The organism is Kosakonia arachidis, assembly GCF_900116535.1.
In the GTDB taxonomy this organism is placed as follows: domain Bacteria; phylum Pseudomonadota; class Gammaproteobacteria; order Enterobacterales; family Enterobacteriaceae; genus Kosakonia; species Kosakonia arachidis.
Genome location: NZ_FPAU01000002.1, coordinates 587,099 through 605,076 on the forward strand (window position 1 = coordinate 587,099; position 17,978 = coordinate 605,076).

19 protein-coding genes and 1 other RNA gene are annotated in these 17,978 nt (G+C 53.4%); 9 read left to right on the plus strand and 11 right to left on the minus strand.

The genetic code is table 11. From position 1 onward, the window contains the following. Positions 1-54 precede the first annotated feature (54 nt). The 5 genes from rnpB to BM427_RS10995 form a co-directional block, all read right to left on the minus strand. Positions 55-431: RNase P RNA component class A (gene rnpB, locus BM427_RS10975), an RNA gene on the minus strand. Between the two features lie 32 nt (positions 432-463). Beyond that, a complete protein-coding gene (gene garK, locus BM427_RS10980) occupies positions 464-1,609 on the minus strand; it encodes a glycerate 2-kinase (RefSeq protein ID WP_090121559.1) in 1,146 nt (381 codons plus the stop codon). A gap of 111 nt (positions 1,610-1,720) precedes the next feature. Then, positions 1,721-2,611, minus strand: a complete 891-nt coding sequence (garR, locus tag BM427_RS10985) for a 2-hydroxy-3-oxopropionate reductase (protein ID WP_090121563.1) — start codon at positions 2,609-2,611, stop codon at positions 1,721-1,723. A gap of 31 nt (positions 2,612-2,642) precedes the next feature. Then, the gene (garL, locus tag BM427_RS10990; protein ID WP_090121564.1) at positions 2,643-3,413 is read right to left on the minus strand and encodes a 2-dehydro-3-deoxyglucarate aldolase; all 771 of its coding nucleotides are present in this window, start codon (positions 3,411-3,413) and stop codon (positions 2,643-2,645) included. A 26-nt stretch (positions 3,414-3,439) separates the two neighbouring features. Continuing rightward, positions 3,440-4,777: an MFS transporter gene (locus BM427_RS10995; protein ID WP_090121565.1), complete on the minus strand. Its 1,338-nt coding sequence runs from the start codon at positions 4,775-4,777 to the stop codon at positions 3,440-3,442. 424 nt (positions 4,778-5,201) lie between these two features. Between BM427_RS10995 and garD the strand changes: the two genes are divergently transcribed. Then, positions 5,202-6,773 carry a galactarate dehydratase gene (garD, locus tag BM427_RS11000; RefSeq protein ID WP_090121567.1) on the plus strand — a complete coding sequence of 524 codons (1,572 nt, stop codon included), beginning with the start codon at positions 5,202-5,204 and terminating at the stop codon, positions 6,771-6,773. Positions 6,774-6,965: 192 nt separating this feature from the next. Here garD and rsmI read toward each other — a convergent pair whose 3' ends face one another. After that, the gene (gene rsmI / locus BM427_RS11005) at positions 6,966-7,823 is read right to left on the minus strand and encodes a 16S rRNA (cytidine(1402)-2'-O)-methyltransferase (RefSeq protein WP_090121568.1); all 858 of its coding nucleotides are present in this window, start codon (positions 7,821-7,823) and stop codon (positions 6,966-6,968) included. 62 nt (positions 7,824-7,885) lie between these two features. On the opposite strand from rsmI, the gene BM427_RS11010 reads away from it, so the two are divergent. The 4 genes from BM427_RS11010 to dolP are packed head-to-tail and all read left to right on the plus strand — an operon-like array spanning position 7,886 to position 11,530. Next, positions 7,886-9,979 (plus strand): penicillin-binding protein activator, encoded by a 2,094-nt coding sequence (locus BM427_RS11010; protein WP_090121572.1) that lies wholly within the window; start codon positions 7,886-7,888, stop codon positions 9,977-9,979. Continuing rightward, a complete protein-coding gene (locus BM427_RS11015; protein ID WP_090121573.1) occupies positions 9,937-10,332 on the plus strand; it encodes a YraN family protein in 396 nt (131 codons plus the stop codon). The genes BM427_RS11010 and BM427_RS11015 overlap by 43 nt, the downstream gene beginning before the upstream one ends. A gap of 22 nt (positions 10,333-10,354) precedes the next feature. Further along, positions 10,355-10,945: a DnaA initiator-associating protein DiaA gene (diaA, locus tag BM427_RS11020; protein WP_035888033.1), complete on the plus strand. Its 591-nt coding sequence runs from the start codon at positions 10,355-10,357 to the stop codon at positions 10,943-10,945. A 9-nt stretch (positions 10,946-10,954) separates the two neighbouring features. Then, entirely contained in the window at positions 10,955-11,530 is a 576-nt protein-coding gene (gene dolP, locus BM427_RS11025; RefSeq protein WP_090121574.1) for a division/outer membrane stress-associated lipid-binding lipoprotein, read from the plus strand. Positions 11,531-11,577: 47 nt separating this feature from the next. Here dolP and BM427_RS11030 read toward each other — a convergent pair whose 3' ends face one another. Then, positions 11,578-12,615 carry a permease gene (locus BM427_RS11030; RefSeq protein WP_090121576.1) on the minus strand — a complete coding sequence of 346 codons (1,038 nt, stop codon included), beginning with the start codon at positions 12,613-12,615 and terminating at the stop codon, positions 11,578-11,580. Positions 12,616-12,667: 52 nt separating this feature from the next. After that, positions 12,668-13,321 carry an NAD(P)H-binding protein gene (locus BM427_RS11035; protein ID WP_090121577.1) on the minus strand — a complete coding sequence of 218 codons (654 nt, stop codon included), beginning with the start codon at positions 13,319-13,321 and terminating at the stop codon, positions 12,668-12,670. A 121-nt stretch (positions 13,322-13,442) separates the two neighbouring features. Here BM427_RS11035 and BM427_RS11040 point away from each other — a divergent pair, with 121 nt between their 5' ends. Continuing rightward, on the plus strand, positions 13,443-13,961 hold the full coding sequence (locus BM427_RS11040; RefSeq protein ID WP_090121579.1) for a type 1 glutamine amidotransferase: 519 nt from the start codon (positions 13,443-13,445) through the stop codon (positions 13,959-13,961). Here the strand turns inward: BM427_RS11040 and BM427_RS11045 are convergent. Then, complete coding sequence (locus BM427_RS11045; protein ID WP_090121580.1) at positions 13,947-14,384, minus strand: YhbP family protein; 438 nt, start codon at positions 14,382-14,384, stop codon at positions 13,947-13,949. The two genes, BM427_RS11040 and BM427_RS11045, sit on opposite strands and share 15 nt — an antisense overlap. 54 nt (positions 14,385-14,438) lie before the next feature. Between BM427_RS11045 and BM427_RS11050 the strand changes: the two genes are divergently transcribed. Next, positions 14,439-14,741, plus strand: a complete 303-nt coding sequence (locus tag BM427_RS11050) for a GIY-YIG nuclease family protein (protein ID WP_090121581.1) — start codon at positions 14,439-14,441, stop codon at positions 14,739-14,741. On the opposite strand, the gene BM427_RS11055 is transcribed toward BM427_RS11050, so the two are convergent. Next, on the minus strand, positions 14,728-15,231 hold the full coding sequence (locus tag BM427_RS11055) for a GNAT family N-acetyltransferase (RefSeq protein ID WP_090121582.1): 504 nt from the start codon (positions 15,229-15,231) through the stop codon (positions 14,728-14,730). The genes BM427_RS11050 and BM427_RS11055 overlap by 14 nt on opposite strands. Further along, positions 15,225-15,749 (minus strand): ubiquinone anaerobic biosynthesis accessory factor UbiT, encoded by a 525-nt coding sequence (gene ubiT / locus BM427_RS11060; RefSeq protein ID WP_090121584.1) that lies wholly within the window; start codon positions 15,747-15,749, stop codon positions 15,225-15,227. Before ubiT ends, BM427_RS11055 begins: the two co-directional genes overlap by 7 nt. A gap of 238 nt (positions 15,750-15,987) precedes the next feature. On the opposite strand from ubiT, the gene ubiU reads away from it, so the two are divergent. Further along, on the plus strand, positions 15,988-16,983 hold the full coding sequence (ubiU, locus tag BM427_RS11065) for a ubiquinone anaerobic biosynthesis protein UbiU (RefSeq protein WP_090121585.1): 996 nt from the start codon (positions 15,988-15,990) through the stop codon (positions 16,981-16,983). 7 nt (positions 16,984-16,990) lie between these two features. Next, complete coding sequence (locus tag BM427_RS11070; protein WP_090121586.1) at positions 16,991-17,869, plus strand: U32 family peptidase; 879 nt, start codon at positions 16,991-16,993, stop codon at positions 17,867-17,869. The last annotated feature ends 109 nt before the right edge of the window (positions 17,870-17,978 follow it).

A 17,978-nucleotide genomic window follows, 5' to 3' on the forward strand; every position in this document is an offset into this window, starting at 1 on the left:
CGTCACAGGGCCGCAGAAAAGCAAAAACCCGCCGAAGCGGGTTTTTACCTGAAAAATTGAAACTGACCGATAAGCCGGGTTCTGTCGTGGACAGTCATTCATCTAGGCCAGCAATCGCTCACTGGCTCAAGCAGCCTACCCGAGTTCAGTACGGGCCGTACCTTGTGAACCCCTATTTGGCCTTGCTCCGGGTGGAGTTTACCGTGCCGCGAACTGTTGCCAGACGCGCGGTGCGCTCTTACCGCACCCTTTCACCCTTACCTGATCCCGCTTGCGCGGGCCATCGGCGGTTTGCTCTCTGTTGCACTGGTCGTGGGCTTGCGCCCCCCAGGCGTTACCTGGCACCCTGCCCTATGGAGCCCGGACTTTCCTCCCCTGCGCCTGTCTCCCCGAAAGGACGACGACGCAGCGGCGACTGTCTGGTCAGCTTCGGCGCGCAGTATAGTGGGTTTGCACGCGCCTGTCACCCTTCCGTCAACATTCCGACCCGCAATGTGGCCGCAATATTGCGTGACGCGCGGTAAATATTATCAAATGCGCAGCGGAACGCCTCTTCCAGCGTGGTAATGCCGGTCAACACGCTGAATACCGCATCGATACCGTACTGATGAACCACGCCGACATCGCTGGTCAGACTGCCGGCAATACCGATTACGGGTTTATGGTATTTTTTAGCAACGTGCGCCACGCCGACTGGCACTTTGCCGTGAATGCTCTGACTGTCGATACGCCCTTCGCCGGTCACCACCCACGTACAGTCATGAATATGCTCTTCGAGATTCAACGCCTGGGTTACAATCTCAATACCGCTACGCAGTTCAGCACCGAGAAAAGCCATCAAAGCTGCGCCCATACCGCCTGCAGCACCCGAACCAGGAACCTCTTTCACATCCACTCGCAGCGATTTTTTGATGACGTCGGCGAAGTGACCAAGGTTTCGATCCAGCTCAACGATCAGCGCTTCAGTGGCCCCTTTTTGCGGCCCAAAAATACGTGATGCGCCCTGCTCGCCAGTCAGCGGGTTAGTCACATCACAGGCCACGTGAATCGTACAATTGCTCAGACGCGGATCCAGCCCGGAAATATCAATCGCATTCAGGCTCATCAGGCTGCCGCCGCCGTAACCAATCTCGGTACCGTTCGCATCCGTCAGTTTGGCACCCAGTGCCTGCACCATGCCCGCCCCGCCATCGTTGGTCGCGCTGCCGCCAATGCCGATAATAATGTTGGTCGCCCCATGTTCCAGCGCATGCAAAATAAGTTCCCCGGTGCCGCGCGAAGTGGTAATCAAAGGGTTACGTAATTCCGGTGGTACCAGCGCCAGACCGCTGGCCGCCGCCATTTCAATAAAAGCGGTTTTCCCGTCGCAGGACATCCCCCACAGAGCATCAACATCATTCCCCAGCGGGCCTGTAACCTGTGCGCTATGCACGGTACCTTTAGTGGCGGCAATCATGGCCTCAACTGTTCCCTCACCGCCGTCGGCAACCGGAACAGACACGTAGTGAGCGTCAGGGAAAATTTCCCGAAATCCTTTTTCTATCGCCTGAGCGACTTCAGTAGCAGAGAGGCTTTCTTTATAAGAGTCTGGGGCGATTACGATTTTCATAATTGTGAGCCTGATAGTGCCGCGCACTTCACCCTTCAGGCCCACTGCGGCCTGAAGATGTGGATGTACAAAAAATCCAGGGCGCAAAGCCGCGCCCTTCTTATTAACGAGCTAACGAGTCACTTCAATTTTCGCCAGTTTCTCGTAGTAGCAAGCAATAGCGCTGTGGTCGGCGTTGCCCAGACCATCAGCACGCAGCGCCTGCATCATTTCCATCACAGCGGCAGTCAGCGGCAGTTGAGCGCCCACGCCATGTGACGTATCCAGCGCGTTGGCGAGATCTTTGATGTGCAGATCGATACGGAAACCCGGCTTGAAGTTGCGATCCATCACCATTGGCGCTTTCGCGTCCAGCACGGTGCTACCTGCCAGACCACCGCGGATAGCTTGATACACCAGATCCGGGTTAACGCCGGCTTTGGTTGCCAGTGTCAACGCTTCAGACATCGCAGCTATGTTCAACGCCACAATCACCTGATTTGCCAGTTTGGTGACGTTGCCCGCACCGATATCACCGGTGTGCACCACAGAACCTGCCATGGATTTCATCAGGTCGTAGTATTTGTCGAAAATGGCTTTGTCGCCGCCGACCATGACAGACAGTGTACCGTCGATCGCCTTCGGTTCACCGCCGCTTACCGGCGCATCAAGCATTTGTACGCCTTTCTCTTTCAGAGCATCGCTGATTTCACGGCTCGCCAACGGTGCGATAGAGCTCATGTCGATCAGCACGGTACCGGCTTTAGCACCTTCAATAATGCCACCTTCGCCCAGCGCCACTTCTTTCACGTGCGGGGAGTTCGGCAGCATGGTGATGATGACATCACACTTCTCAGCAATCGCTTTCCCGTTCGCTGCCGTTTCCGCGCCCGCAGCGATAAGTTCGGCCACCGCTTCCTGGTTACGGTCCACCACCACCAGTGAATAACCTGCTTTAATGAGGTTTTTACTCATTGGTTTACCCATGATACCAAGGCCAATGAAACCAACTTTCATCGTCATAATTGCGTCTCTCTTTTAAAGGGTGGTTTGGTTATTTTTTAAAGGTGTCTGCCAGTTTCTGCGTAGCCGAACGGAACACGCCTAAATCGCTGCCAACCGCAACTACAGTCGCGCCCCATTCCAGGTAGCGGCGAGCATCCGCTTCCACAGGCGCCAGAATGCCGCTCGGTTTGTTGTGCGCTTTAGCGCGGGCAAAAATATGCTGAATGGTGCGTTGGACTTCCGGATGCGCCGCATTACCGATGTAACCCAGTGTCGCCGCCAGATCGCTTGGGCCGACAAACACGCCATCCACGCCATCGGTGGCAAGGATGGCGTCAAGGTTATCTACACCTGCCTGGCTTTCGATTTGTACCAGGATAGTGATGTTAGCGTTGGACTGACGGAAGTAATCCGGCACGGTGCCGAACATATTGGCGCGATGCGAAACAGACACACCGCGAATACCTTCCGGCGGGTAACGGGTTGCCGCTACCGCATTTATCGCTTCTTCTTCTGTTTCCACGAAGGGGATCAGGAAGTTGTAGAAGCCGATATCCAGCAGGCGTTTAATGACCACTGGATCGTTAGTCGGCACGCGTACAACCGACGCGCTGACACTGCCTTTCAAGGCCATTAATTGCGGTACAAAAGTGAGTACGTCGTTTGGGGCGTGTTCGCCGTCCAGAAGCAACCAGTCAAAGCCTGCCAGGCCCAGAACTTCAGTGCTGATATGACTACCCAGTGCAGACCAACAACCGATTTGAATCTGTTGAGCCGCCAGCGCGGTCTTGAATTTGTTTGGGAAGATATCGTTATTCATCTTTTGTACCTTAAATGTGTCGTTGCTTATTTCTTCAATTCCATACGTTTGATGTCGCCAACCACGAACAGATAGCAGACCATCATCATCAGCGCTGAACAGCCGACAAACACCAACGCACCGTTGAAAGAATGCAACTCTTTAACCATGTATCCGATGACCAGCGGCGTCACGATAGAGGCCACGTTACCAAATACGTTGAATACACCACCGCACAAACCCACGATCTCTTTCGGCGCTACGTCGGAGATAACCGGCCAACCCAGCGCGCCAAAACCCTTACCGAAGAAAGCGAGCGCCATCAGCGCGACCACCATCACCGTGTTATCGGTGTAGTTACACAGAATGATGCCAGAAGCCAGTAACATCCCGACCACAATAGGGAACTTACGTGCCATAGTCAGGGTGGAACCGCGCTTGATCAGATAATCAGAGAACAGCCCACCCAACACACCACCAACAAAACCACACAGCGCCGGAATGGAAGCGACAAACCCAACTTTCAGTATCGACATGCCTTTTTCCTGTACCAGGTAAATCGGGAACCATGTCAGGAAAAACCAGGTAATGGTGTTGAGGAAGTATTGCCCGAAGAACACACCGAGCATCATGCGGTTGCACAGCAACTGCTTGATATAATCCATTTTTGGACCCGCATTTTTGCCATCGTCGGCTTTTTTATGGTCCATATCGACAACCGCGCCGTTTTCCTCAATATACTTCAGCTCTTCGCGGCTCATACGCGGGTGATCAGTTGGGTTGTGGACAAACTTCACCCAGGCAAAGGTCAGCACAAAACCGATCGCGCCCATCACTGTGAAGACATGTTCCCAGCCCCAGGCAAAGGTCAGCCAGCCCAGCAGCGGCGAGAACAGCGCCAGCGAGAAGTACTGCGCAGAGTTAAAAATCGCTGATGCCGTACCGCGTTCTTTTGCCGGGAACCAGGCCGCAACGATTCGGGCATTCGCCGGGAATGAAGGTGCTTCAGAGAAACCCAGCATAAAGCGCATGAAAAACATGGAAATACCGGCCCATGCAATCGGGAAAACGTCGACAAAACCTTGCAGGAAAGTAAAAAACGACCAGAAAAAGAGGCTCCATGTATACACTTTTTTAGAGCCGAAGCGGTCAAGCAACCAGCCGCCCGGGATTTGCATCAGCAGGTAAGCCCAGCCGAAAGCCGAAAAAATGTAGCCCATCGATACAGTGTCAAGTTGCAGCTCTTTCGCCACTTCTGTCCCGGCAATGGATAATGTGGCGCGGTCGGCATAATTCACTGCTGTTACGATAAATATAATCAGCAGAATTAAATAACGGGTGGGAATACCCCGTTTTGTTTCCACAACGGAATGTTCGACAGTCATTTTTAATTTCCTCGGGCACTGCTAACTTTCAAATATAATTATTGTGATGCTTCTTATCTGATTTTATTTAAGCACTCGAATTTATTATCAGATAATAGTCACTTCGATGTTATTAGCCCCCAGTATAATCACCGGCAGAACGCCGCACATTGTTGGGTTGCTCAATTTTAATATCGCCTTAAAAGATTATTTTGAGCATTTGCACATAAGCCTGGGCGCTGATGCACAGTTCTTGCAATATCCGACCCCGCCAGATGTGGAATCGAGATAATAAGTGATTTAGATCACATTTTGATATTTAAACTGCTGACATTCTTATTTCAGTAAACAAGATTTTTATTCACGGTATTAATTGCAGAATAAATTAATAATTCCGCTTTTATAGAGCAATGCATCGTATAAGTTAGCTGGAGATTACTTGACAATGTCCAACATTGAAATTAGACAGCAACAGCCAGGGGCGTTTTATATTAAGGTACACGACACAGATAATGTCGCTATCATCGTCAATGACAATGGCTTAAAAGCAGGAACTCGTTTTCCGGACGGTCTCGAGCTAATTGAGCATATTCCGCAAGGCCATAAAATGGCCTTGGTAGATATCCCCCATCATGGCGAAATCGTGCGCTATGGCGAGATCATAGGCTACGCAATGTGCGATATCTCCCGCGGTAGTTGGATCGATGAATCCATGGTTGAACTGCCGAAAGCACCACCGCTGAATACACTACCACTGGCAACGAAAGTCCCGGAGCCGCTACCGCCGCTGGAAGGATATACCTTTGAAGGTTACCGCAACGCGGATGGAAGCGTCGGCACCAAGAACCTGCTAGGCCTGACCACCAGCGTACACTGCGTTGCAGGCGTGGTGGATTATGTCGTGAAGATCATTGAACGCGATCTGTTGCCAAAATACCCGAACGTTGACGGCGTGGTCGGCCTGAATCACCTGTATGGCTGCGGCGTGGCTATTAACGCACCGGCGGCGGTGATCCCTATTCGTACCATCCATAACATTTCGCTGAACCCGAACTTCGGTGGTGAAGTGATGGTGATTGGCCTGGGTTGTGAAAAATTGCAACCGGAACGTCTCCTGGAAGGGACCGAGGATGTGAAAGCTATCCCGGTAGACAGTGCCAGTATTGTTCGTTTGCAGGATGAGCAACATGTGGGCTTCCGCTCCATGGTCGACGATATTTTACAGGTTGCAGAGCGCCATCTGGCCAAGCTGAACCAGCGTAAACGTGAAACCTGCCCGGCTTCCGAACTGGTAGTCGGTATGCAGTGTGGTGGCAGCGACGCTTTCTCCGGCGTTACCGCGAACCCGGCGGTGGGCTATGCCTCGGACCTGATTATTCGCTGTGGCGGGACGGTGATGTTTTCCGAAGTGACCGAAGTACGCGATGCGATTCACCTGCTTACGCCACGCGCCATCAACGAAGAAGTGGGCAAACGTCTGCTGGAAGAGATGGCCTGGTACGATAATTATCTCGACATGGGTAAAACCGACCGCAGTGCCAACCCTTCTCCGGGGAACAAAAAAGGCGGCCTGGCGAATGTCGTGGAAAAAGCACTAGGTTCGATCGCGAAATCCGGTAAGAGCGCCATCTCTGAAGTGCTCTCTCCGGGACAACGTCCGAGCAAACGCGGGCTAATTTATGCCGCAACACCAGCGAGCGACTTCGTCTGCGGTACGCAGCAGGTCGCCTCCGGGATCACAGTACAAGTGTTTACCACCGGGCGTGGCACACCGTATGGTCTGATGGCGGTTCCGGTTATCAAGATGGCGACCCGCACTGAGCTGGCAAACCGCTGGTATGACTTAATGGACATTAACGCGGGTACCATCGCCACCGGGGAAGAGACCATTGAAGATGTGGGCTGGAAACTGTTCCACTTTATTCTTGACGTAGCGAGCGGCAGGAAGAAAACCTTCTCCGATCAATGGGGGTTGCATAACCAGCTGGCAGTATTTAACCCGGCTCCGGTGACTTGATTTTAATAACAAAAGCGTAAAATTCACTTTTAAGCATGGCTTCGGCCATGCTTTTTTTTGCCTGCATTTTCTTTCACAACCTTTACTTCCCTTTCGAAACTTTTATGGGGAAGGAACTGGCGGTGGTGTAAAAAATCGGGTCTATGGCGCTGCGATCGCTGACGCGACTTTCCAGCGCCTGTATTGATCGGGTTACTGCTGATCCAGCGCGTACTTGTACAGCGCGTTTTTCTTCACGCCGTGGATCTCCGCCGCGAGGGCTGCGGCTTTCTTCAGCGGTAGTTCAGCCTGCAACAGTGCCAGCGTACGCAGCGCATCGGCGGGCAACTCATCTTCCTGTGCTTTATGGCCTTCGACAATCAGTACCATCTCGCCTTTACGGCGGTTTTCATCCTCTTTCACCCACATCAGTAGTTCGCCAACTGGCGCGCCCTGAATGTTTTCCCAGGTTTTGGTCAGCTCGCGGGCCAGCACGACATAGCGGCTCTCACCCCACACTGCGACCATATCTTCCAGACTTTCCAGTAAACGATGGGTGGATTCATAGAAGATCAGCGTGCGACTTTCCGTTTCCAGCGCTTTTAACGCATCGCGACGCCCTTTGGATTTGGCAGGCAGAAACCCTTCGTAACAAAAACGATCCGACGGCAACCCAGCAGCACTCAGCGCGGCAATGGCGGCGCAAGGACCGGGTAGTGGCACCACGCGGATCCCTGACTCGCGGCAGGTACGCACCAAATGGTAGCCAGGATCGTTAATCAGCGGGGTACCGGCATCCGAGACCAGAGCAATGTTCTGCCCCTCTTTCAGCTTTGCTACCAGCGTTTCCGCCTTCTGCTGCTCGTTATGATCATGCAGGGCGAATAGGCGGGCATTAATGGCAAAGTGTTGAAGCAATAAACCGGTGTGGCGGGTATCCTCCGCAGCAATTAAATCAACGGCCTGCAACACGTTCAGCGCGCGTTGCGTAATATCAGCCAAATTCCCGATAGGAGTAGGTACAATAAAGAGCTGACCCTGAGAATTATCCGCCGATTCGTGTTGTTTCATTGTTTCATCCGTATTGCCGATTTAATATTGAGCATTGCGTAAAAATTATCACTGGATACAGTATGCTACCGTCAAGATTTCTACGTTCGAAAGCCACGCGCTGCCTGCCTGTGGTGCTGGCCGCCCTACTGTTCGCAGGCTGTGGCACCCAGTCGACAGACCAGAGTGCCACGCATATGCAAGGCTCGGCGCAGGCTGATTCTGGCTATTACCTGCAACAGATGCAGCAAAGCACAGATGATAGCAAGACCAACTGGCAATTACTCGCCATTCGTGCACTGCTTAAAGAGGGCAAAACCCAGCAGGCAAGCGAACTCTTCAGCCAGCTACCGCAGAATCTGAATGACAATCAGCGTAAAGAATATTCTCTGCTCGCCGCCGAAATGAAACTGGTGCAGAAAGATTTCGCCGGGGCACAGGCGCTGCTGAGTAAGATCGATCCTGCTGATCTGGAGAAAAATCAGCAGGCGCGTTACTGGCAGCTAGGGATTGAAGCCGCGCAAGGCAAACCATCCCTGACATTGCTGCGCGCGCTGATTGCCCAGGAGCCCCTGCTAACGAAACCAGAAGATAAGCAGAAAAACATCGATGCCACCTGGCAGGCGCTTGCTTCAATGACGCAGGATCAAGCCAGAACGCTGGTGATCAACGCAGATGAAGTCACCTTACAGGGCTGGCTTGATCTGCAACGCGTCTGGTTTGATAACCGCAATGATCCCAACATGCTGAAAGCAGGCATTACCGACTGGCAGACCCGCTACCCGCAAAACCCAGCGGCAAAAATGCTGCCAACTCAACTGTCGAATCTGCAAAACTTCAAGCCTGCATCGACCAACAAAATCGCGCTGCTGCTGCCGCTAAATGGTCAGGCCGCTGTTTTTGGCCGGGCGATTCAGCAAGGCTTTGAAGCCGCTAAGAATGGCATTTCCACCGTTTCCGGCCCGGCCGTTCCGCAGCAGGTAGCGCAAGCGGCTAACGCCGCAGTGGTTAGCCCATCGCAGACCAGCGTTAATGATTTAACCAGCGCTGCTGCGCCGGATAGCGCCGCGCAGAGCAAAACAGACATGCAATCCAAAACCACAGCAGAGCAAGATCCCGCAGCGGTAACGCCTCCCCAACCTGCCGATGCTAATGCAAAGCAGCCGGTTGCCGCGCCGGCCGTTGCTGGTACGCCAGCAAATCCTGGCGCTGAACTGAAAATTTACGATACCAGCGCGCAACCGATGGATCAGATCCTCAATCAGGTGCAGCAAGATGGCGCAAGTATCGTGGTCGGCCCGCTGCTGAAAAACAATGTTGAGGAGCTGATGCGCAGCCACACCACGCTGAACGTACTGGCGCTCAATCAGCCAGAAAGCGTCGAAAACCGTCCAAATATCTGCTACTTCGCGCTCTCGCCGGAAGATGAAGCACACGATGCCGCTCGCCACATCCATGAACAGGGCCGTCATGCGCCTCTGCTGCTGGTGCCACGTAGTAATCTGGGCGAACGAATCAGTAAAGCCTTTGCCGAAGAGTGGCTGAAACTCGGCGGCGGCGTGGTTCTGGAACAGAAATTCGGATCTACCGCTGAACTGCGAATGGGCCTGAATGGCGGTTCCGGTATTGCCATGACCGGCAGCCCGGTAGTTGCCAGTCTGCCGCAGCAGCAGGGCGTGACTATTGGCGGTCTGAACATTCCGGCTCCGCCGACCGACGCACAAATCAGTGGCAGTGGTAACGTGGATTCGGTCTATATTGTAGCGACGCAGGATGAGATCGCGCTGATTAAACCGATGATTACCTTGCGTACCGGAAGCCAGAGCAACGTGATGCTGTACGCCAGTTCGCGCAGCGCACAAGGTGGCACAGGCCCGGATTTCCGCCTGGAGATGGAAGGTCTGCAATTTAACGAAATCCCGATGCTGGCAGGTGCGAACCCATCGTTAATGCAGCAGGCGCTGAAAAGCGTTAACAATGATTACTCACTGGCTCGCCTCTATGCCATGGGCGCGGATGCCTGGTCGCTGGCGAATAACTTCTCGCAGATGCGTCAGGTTCCAGGTTTTGAACTGAACGGAAATACCGGTGATTTAACCGCCACCCAGGATTGCGTGATCAACAGGAAGTTGTCATGGCTCAAATACCAGCAGGGACAAATCGTCCCGGCCAGTTAACCCGTAAACAGACCGGCGACGCGTGGGAAGCCAAAGCGCGTCGCTGGCTGGAAAGCAAAGGGCTGCATTTTTTAGCCGCCAATGTGCGCGAGCGCGGCGGCGAAATTGACCTGATAATGCGGCACAAAACAACCACCGTCTTTATTGAAGTGCGCTATCGCAGATCGTCTCGTTTTGGCGGCGCTGCAAGCAGTATTACACGCGCGAAACAGGTCAGGCTCCTGCAAACTGCCCGTTTGTGGCTCGCCCGGCACAATGGAAGCTTTGATACTGTGGATTGCCGGTTTGATGTGGTAGCCTGCACCGAAAATGACGTTGAGTGGATACAAAACGCCTTTAATGACCACTCATAATTGCAAAATGATAGGGATTACCGTGCTCGAACGAATTAAAGCCTGCTTTACGGAAAGCATTCAAACCCAAATTGCAGCAGCGGAAGCGTTGCCTGATGCCATTTCCCGCGCAGCCATGACGATGGTTCACTCCCTGCTTAACGGCAACAAAATCCTCTGTTGTGGCAACGGCACTTCTGCCGCCAATGCACAGCATTTTGCTGCCAGCATGATCAACCGTTTTGAAACAGAACGTCCCAGTTTACCTGCCATTGCACTTAATACCGATAATGTGGTCTTAACCGCAATAGCAAATGATCGTCTGCATGATGAGATTTACGCCAAGCAGGTTCGCGCGCTCGGTCACAGCGGGGATATTTTGCTGGCCATCTCCACACGTGGCAACAGCCGCGATATCGTTAAAGCCGTGGAAGCAGCGGTAACGCGTGATATGTCCATCATAGCGCTGACCGGCTACGACGGTGGTGAGCTGGCGGGCCTGCTGGGACCGCAGGATGTCGAAATCCGTATTCCTTCCCATCGAAGCGCGCGCATCCAGGAAATGCACATGCTGACGGTGAATTGCTTATGCGATCTGATTGATAACACGCTTTTTCCTCACCAGGATGATTAAGGAGTACACATGAAGGCATTTACGCCCCTCGCAGTCCTTATTTCCGCGATGCTGTTACAAGGTTGTATTGGCGCAGTCGTGGTCGGTTCTGCCGCCGTTGGCACTAAAGCAGCGACGGATCCGAGAACCGTTGGCACCCAGGTGGATGACAGCACGCTGGAACTACGTGTCAACAGCGCGTTGTCCAAAGATGAGCAGATTAAAAAAGAAGCGCGTATCAACGTCACTGCGTATCAGGGGAAAGTTCTGCTGACCGGGCAGGCTCCGAATACCGCGCTCTCTTCCAGAGCGAAACAGATTGCCATTGGAGTTGAGGGGGCAACCGAAGTATTTAACGAAATTCGCCAGGGCCAGCCGATCGGCCTCGGTACGGCGTCTTCAGACACATGGATCACCACTAAAGTCCGCTCGCAACTGTTGAGCAGCGATCAGGTGAAATCCTCAAACGTGAAAGTGACTACCGAAAATGGCGAAGTGTTCCTGATGGGTCTGGTTACCCAGCGTGAAGGCCAGGCAGCGGCAGATATCGCCAGCCGCGTTAGCGGTGTGAAACACGTAACGACAGCATTTACCCTGCTGAAATAACAAAATAGCCCGGCGACTTTGCCGGGCTATTTTTGCTCAGCCAAACCTCAGAACAACATAATAGCGCCGGTGATTGTCCCGCACAGCGCCACCAGCCCGCCGGTCAGCCACAACGCTTTTAACGGAAACGATTTACGCAGCATGATCAGTGACGGCAGGCTTACCGCCGGCAGTGTAATCAACAGCGCCATAGCAGGTGCCATTCCCATACCCGCCAGCATCATGGTCTGCACAATCGGGATCTCGGCTGCCGTCGGGATCACAAACAGGCAGCCGACAATCGCCATAGCAATCACCCACAGCAGTGTGTTATCGATCGCACCATCCGCATGCGGGAATAACCAGACACGCGCCGCGCCCAGCACCAGAACAGCAAGAATATAGACCGGAATGGTGCTCCAGAAGAGTTGCCATAATGCTTTGCCCCAGCGCGCCATAAAGCTGCCCTGCGGCTCCGTAAGCGTAATATCCACCGCTTCAGCCTGTTGTGGGCTTTCTTTGACCAGAGCCTGGACAAGCATCGCAACACCCAACACCGTCACTAGTCCCGCAACCAGACGGATTGCGACAAAATGCCAGCCAAGAACAAACCCCATAAACACCAGCGTGGCCGGATTAAGCAGCGGGTTACCCATCCAGAATGCCAGTGCTCCGCCCATTGAGACGCGCTGACGGCGCATACCTGCCGCCACCGGTGCGGCACAGCAGGTGCACATCATGCCCGGTAGAGAGAATAGCGTACCAAACAGCGTTCCGTTTAAACGTTTTTGTCCCAGCGTACGCAGTAGCCAGTCGCGCGGGATCAATACCTGAATCAGCGAGCCCAGCAATACACCCAGCACGGCCGCTTTCCAGACGGCAAGAAAATAGACCAACGCATAATCCCACGCAGCCTGAATCGGGCTGGAATCGGCCTGTGCAAGAATAGATTTACCAATGTTGTGCGTCTCGGCAGCAGTGAAGGCTTTACCGTAATAAGGCTGCCATTTCACGTACCAAAGACCGACAATAACTACCAGAAAGAACAGCGCGGGTTTCCACCACTGAATGGGTGTTGCCGCCTGAGGTGAAGACTGACCAGTCATAACATTCCCCGGGGAAATAGGTAATAAGCCGGGGAATAGTACTCCGGGAGAACTATTTTGCCAATTGTGAGCCTGCCGCAATCGCGCGTAACTGCGCGGAGGCGACGACCTCGACGCGATCTTCCGCTGGCGTGAAGGACAATGTCAGCAGCGCACGGGCGACATCCTGAGCGCGGATCGACTTCCAGTTGCCCGGTAGCAGACGAAACAGAGGTGCGAGCAGTGATTCATTGATGCGCTGCTTTTCGCGCTCCCCCAGCAGCATTGAGGGACGGGCAATAACCAGCCGGGGCCACTCCTGCGCGATGAGCGCTTTTTCCATCTCGCCTTTTACCCGGTTATAGAAAAACGGTGAATGCGCGTTTGCCCCCATCGAACTGACCACCAGCATCTGCCTGGCACCAAGCCGCAGCGCGGTTAATGCCGTATCGACTACCAGCGTATAATCCGCGTGCACGAAAGCCTCTTCGCTCCCCGCTTCGCGACGCGTGGTACCAAGGCAGCAAAAAACCGTATCTACCGCACCATTCACCTGCGCCAGCGCATCGCTTAACTGCGGATCATAGGGATTTTCAACATCGGGAAAGCCCGACAATGGGTGGCGCGTTGGCGCTACAATCGTGCCGATCCGCGCGTCATTGCTCAGTAATCGCAGCAAATGCCCGCCAACCAGGCCCGTTGCACCAGTGATCATTACGCGTGGCATTTACTCTCCTTTTGCAGATGAATCTGCCTTGCAATACCTGCCAGCTAAACCAGGCTTAATAGTCTGATGGATTATCAGTATGGATAACAATGAACACTGAAGCCAAAACAACGGAGGAATTATGAGCAAGAAAATCGCAGTCTTGATCACCGACGAGTTTGAAGATTCAGAATTCACTTCTCCGGCGCAGGAATTTCGTCAGGCCGGCCATGAGGTGATCACCATAGAGAAACAGGCGGGGAAAACTATCCACGGCAAACAGGGCGAAGCTGAAGTGGTGATTGATAAAACCATTGATGAAGTGCGGCCAGCGGATTTTGACGCCCTGCTGCTACCGGGCGGCCACTCACCCGATTATTTGCGTGGCGATGATCGGTTTGTCACCTTCACCCGCGATTTTGTCAGCAGTGGTAAGCCCGTATTCGCCATTTGTCACGGCCCGCAGTTGCTAATCAGCGCGGATGCCATACGCGGACGCAAGCTTACAGCGGTGAAGCCTATCGTCGTCGATGTGAAAAACGCCGGGGGTGAATTTTATGACCAGGAAGTGGTGATCGATAAAGATCAACTGGTGACCAGCCGCACCCCCGAAGATTTGCCTGCATTTAACCGCGAGGCGTTGCGCTTATTGGGTGCATGAATCGCGAATCCAGTGTAATTTTTTACCAAAACCCAGCGTGTTGTCAGTGAATTTCAATTCGTGAAGGCGGATCTCCCACAGGGGGGCTGTCAACATGCGCGCAACAGGAAAGCGACGGTTGTACTGCGCCCGCAGCGCCTCGCTTTCCTCCCCTTCCAGACGACGGATCTCCCCGGTAAATTGTATGCCGCGAATCAGCGCCACGGTTTTTGGCTGGCCGTTGACTGTTCCCGCCACATTAGCCTGAAGCCCGGTCATCTGTGAGTGGCGCGTGTGATCTTCACTGAGGATGTAAAACGCCACTTTTTGCGCATCATAAACGTAAAACGCAGTAGCACACCACAATTCACCCCGGTTCGCCACACACCAACTAACAACATGCTGTTTCGCCAGCCAACGGTTAATGGCAGCAAGCGTCTCCATTTTTTCCCTTCCTCGTGTTATTTTTTCGTTCACATTAACACAATGAATAATGCCATGACGCCCTGGTTTCTTTATCTTATTCGCACCGCCGACAACATGCTGTATACCGGCATTACTACCGATGTGGCGCGTCGCTTTACGCAACATCAAAACGGCAAAGGGGCAAAAGCGCTGCGGGGAAAAGGCGCTCTGACGCTGGTTTTTTCAGCTCAGGTAGGAGAAAGATCGCTGGCGTTACGGCTGGAGTACCACATCAAGCAGTTAACCAAACGCCAGAAAGAGCGCCTCGTCGCCGACGATGGCATGTTCGAAACGCTACGGGAAAGCCTGCAAGTAAACGTTGTTAAAGGCGATTGAAGTGATCACTGTATTCGACCTTCCCACCGACGTCATTCAGCGCATCATCAGCAAGAGGGTGAACTAAAAACGCCTCATTCGTTTGTGGCCAGCGGCAATGCAGGTCGTACTGTGCGGCTTTTTCAAACCCCAAACGGCTATAGAACGCCGGATCACCCAGCGTAACCACGGCGGCATAACCAAACTCATTCAGAGAATCCAGCCCTTCATAGACAAGCTGCCGCGCAATGCCCTGGCCGCGATACTGCTCATCGACCGCCAGCGGCGCAAGCCCGACCCATTGCAGCTCTTCACCGTCAACCGTAACCGGGCTAAAGGCCACATAGCCCACAACCTGCCCTTCATCATCAGTTGCAACAAATCCCAGCGTGATCAAACCGTCCTCACGCAGATTGTGCACCAGCATGGCTTCGCCTTCACCACCAAAACTACGACGCAATAACGCGTCAATACCAGGTGCATCAATGGGAATTTCAACTCTAATCAGCATGGCTCACCTACAGAAGGTTGTGTCGTTGCAGGCGGCGCTTGCAGGCCAGCCTCAACAAATTCCGCCAGTTGTAGCAGCATCACCCGCAAGGGTTTTGGCATTTGCTCCAGTTCAATGGCGTCCATCAGATTTTTTACGTACAGCCCAAGTTCCGTATCGCCTTCAATCGCCAGCCGACGCTGGAAAAAAAGCGTGTCCGGATCCTGTTTGCGCGCGGCAATCATCAGCAAATCGCTGGCGTCCGCGCTGAAGCTGACATCGGCATCAGCTGACTCACGCACAATCAACTGACCATTCTCAACAGAGGTATACCATGTAAGGCCGATATCCCGTACCTGAATACTTAACCAGCGACCTTCGAGAAACTCAAGCTCTCCGTCCGCCAGCGCCTGCTGGAATTGCCATCGCAGCACCTGCTCCAGCACCTGACGCTTGATGGCGAAAGGTGTGAACTTAACCGGAACACTTAATAATGCCGGGCCGAAGTGAACAAGACGTGAGCGCAATGAATCCAACACAGGCTTAACTCCCAGAAATGATAATTGCGACTATTTTGCCACATTCCCGTCATGGCATAGCGGCGCAAATCAACAATCAGGCAATAAATAGACGGCAGTTATGGCTCCATCAATACGCATTTAACTGCCTCAAATCAAAAATTGTCGCCAGCAGGTTAACTAAAATCCCAGTTCGTTAACAATTTGGCGGCCCTGCGGGGTACGTCCGGGCCTCTGGCTCTTGATTGCAGGATATACTATGGAGTTGCTCTGCCCTGCCGGAAACCTTCCGGCATTGAAGGCGGCTATCGAAAACGGTGCCGACGCGGTTTATATCGGCCTGAAAGATGATACAAACGCCCGCCATTTTGCCGGACTCAACTTTACGGAGAAAAAACTCCAGGAGGCGGTGAGTTTTGTTCATCAACACCGCCGCAAACTGCATATCGCGATTAATACGTTTGCCCACCCGGATGGTTATCATCGTTGGGAGCGGGCCGTGGATATGGCCGCGCAGATTGGTGCAGATGCACTGATCCTCGCTGATCTGGCGATGCTGGAATACGCTGCCGAGCGTTATCCGCATATTGAGCGTCATGTTTCCGTGCAGGCCTCCGCCACCAACGAAGAAGCAATCCGCTTTTACCACCGCCACTTTGATGTCGCACGTGTGGTTCTACCGCGTGTTTTATCCATTCATCAGGTGAAACAACTGGCGTGCGCGACGCCCGTTCCGCTGGAAGTCTTCGCTTTCGGTAGCCTGTGCATTATGGCAGAAGGCCGTTGCTACCTCTCCTCCTATCTCACCGGCGAATCGCCCAATACCGTCGGCGCCTGTTCGCCCGCACGTTTTGTCCGCTGGCAGCAAACGCCGCAAGGGCTGGAATCTCGTCTGAATGACGTGCTGATCGACCGCTATCAGGAGGGGGAAAACGCAGGTTATCCCACACTGTGCAAAGGGCGTTATCTGGTAGATGGCGAGCGTTATCATGCGCTGGAAGAACCTACCAGCCTGAATACCCTGGAGCTGCTACCGGAATTGTTAGCAGCAAATATCGCCTCGGTAAAAATAGAAGGTCGCCAGCGCAGCCCGGCGTATGTGAGTCAGGTGGCGAAGGTATGGCGTCAGGCTATCGATCGCTGCATGGCTGCGCCGCAGGACTTTATCCCGCAATCCGCATGGATGGAGACGTTAGGGGCCATGTCGGAAGGTACGCAAACCACGCTCGGTGCATATCACCGTAAATGGCAGTAGGTAGACAATGAAATATTCATTAGGGCCGGTTCTTTATTACTGGCCAAAAGAGACGCTGGAAGATTTTTACCGCCAGGCTGCCACCAGCAACGCTGATGTGATTTATCTTGGCGAGGCGGTGTGCAGCAAGCGTCGCGCGACCAAAGTAGGCGACTGGCTGGATATGGCAAAAGCGCTCGCCGCTAGCGGCAAACAGGTAGTACTCTCCACGCTGGCGCTGGTGCAAGCCTCTTCAGAATTAAATGAACTGAAGCGCTATGTTGATAACGGCCAATTTCTGCTGGAAGCCAGCGATCTGGGCGTAGTGAACATGTGCGCTGACCGTAAGCTGCCATTCGTCGCCGGGCATGCCCTTAACTGCTATAACGCCGTGACGCTGCGTCTGCTGCTCAAGCAAGGCATGGTACGCTGGTGTATGCCGGTTGAGCTTTCGCGTGACTGGCTGGTCAATCTACTTGAACAGTGCGAAACGCTGGGTATTCGTCGGCAGTTTGAGGTAGAAGTGTTGAGCTACGGCCACCTACCGCTGGCGTATTCTGCCCGCTGCTTTACCGCTCGCTCAGAAGACAGACCGAAGGATGAGTGTGAAACCTGCTGCATAAAATACCCGAACGGGCGCAGCATGGTATCGCAGGAGAACCAGCAAGTGTTTGTTCTCAATGGCATCCAGACGATGAGTGGCTATGTCTATAATCTCGGCAATGAACTGGTTTCGATGAAAGATGTGGTCGATATTGTGCGTCTGTCGCCGATGGGACCGGAAACGTTCGCCATGCTGGATGCGTTTAAAGCTAATGAAACGGGCAACGCGCCGCTGCAACTCGCCGCTCACAGCGACTGTAATGGCTACTGGCGCAGATTGCCCGGTTTGCAGTTAGAACTTTAATAAGGCTCACTTTGTTAACAGCTTTCAGTAAAGGTTAATGCACTATAAAAGTTGCAGCTTTTCTGGCCTGTCCCGCCACTCTGGGCCAGGCTGGAAGAAGACCTTCAAT